Source organism: Mesorhizobium sp. M5C.F.Ca.IN.020.29.1.1 (genome assembly GCF_003997375.1).
Lineage (GTDB): Bacteria > Pseudomonadota > Alphaproteobacteria > Rhizobiales > Rhizobiaceae > Mesorhizobium > Mesorhizobium wenxiniae.
In genome coordinates this window covers 1-1,462 of sequence record NZ_RZSW01000935.1, presented here as the reverse complement: position 1 = coordinate 1,462, position 1,462 = coordinate 1, and the positions used below count along the sequence as shown (strand labels likewise).

Here is a 1,462-nt window from a genome sequence, read left to right as displayed (position 1 = left end):
CCTGCTCGGCAACTACCTTGCCGAGGACATCGTCAACTACGCGACCGGCGAGATTTTCCTCGAAGCCGGCGATGAGATCGACGAAAAGACGCTGAAGGTGCTTCTCAGCGCCGGCGACGACGAGATCAAGGTTCTCGACATCGACCACGTCAATGTCGGCGCCTATATCCGCAACACGCTCAACGTCGACAAGAACGAGAGCCGCCAGGACGCGCTGTTCGACATCTACCGCGTCATGCGCCCCGGCGAGCCGCCGACGCTCGAAACCGCCGAAGCCATGTTCAACTCGCTGTTCTTCGACAGCGAGCGCTACGATCTGTCGGCCGTCGGCCGCGTCAAGATGAACATGCGCCTCGAGCTCAAGGCCGAGGACACCGTCCGCGTGCTGCGCAAGGACGACATCCTGGCCGTGGTCAAGACACTGGTCGAACTGCGCGACGGCAAGGGCGAGATCGACGACATCGACAATCTCGGCAATCGCCGCGTGCGCTCGGTCGGCGAGCTGATGGAGAACCAGTACCGCGTCGGCCTGCTGCGCATGGAGCGCGCGATCAAGGAACGCATGTCCTCGATCGAGATCGACACGGTGATGCCGCAGGACCTGATCAACGCCAAGCCGGCGGCTGCCGCCGTGCGCGAGTTCTTCGGTTCCTCGCAGCTGTCGCAGTTCATGGACCAGACCAACCCGCTGTCGGAGATCACCCACAAGCGCCGTCTCTCGGCGCTTGGACCCGGTGGTCTGACCCGCGAGCGCGCCGGTTTCGAGGTGCGCGACGTGCACCCGACGCATTACGGCCGCATCTGCCCGATCGAGACGCCGGAAGGCCCGAATATCGGTCTGATCAACTCGCTGGCCACCTTCGCGCGCGTCAACAAGTACGGCTTCATCGAGAGCCCGTACCGCAAGATCGTCAACGGCAAGCTGACCAATGAGGTCGTCTATCTGTCGGCGATGGAAGAGGCCAAGCACCACGTCGCGCAGGCCAATGCCGAGCTCGACAAGAATGGTGGTTTCGTCGACGAATTCGTCATTTGCCGCAACGCCGGCGAAGTGATGATGGCGCCGCGCGAAAACGTCGATCTGATGGACGTGTCGCCGAAGCAGATGGTGTCGGTGGCAGCGGCCCTGATCCCGTTCCTCGAGAATGACGACGCCAACCGCGCTCTGATGGGCTCGAACATGCAGCGGCAGGCCGTGCCGCTGGTGCGCGCCGAAGCGCCGTTTGTCGGCACCGGCATGGAGCCGATCGTCGCCCGTGACTCGGGCGCCGCCATTGGCGCCCGCCGCGGCGGTATCGTCGACCAGGTGGACGCGACGCGTATCGTTATTCGCGCCACGGAAGATCTCGATCCCGGCAAGTCGGGCGTCGACATCTACCGGCTGATGAAGTTCCAGCGTTCGAACCAGAACACCTGCATCAACCAGCGTCCGCTGGTGCGCATGGGTGACCGGGTCAACAAG

1 pseudogene is annotated in these 1,462 nt (G+C 63.5%); it reads left to right on the top strand.

The features are described from left to right. A pseudogene (locus EOA85_RS35140) lies at positions 1 to 1,462 on the top strand (DNA-directed RNA polymerase subunit beta); the annotation flags it as partial.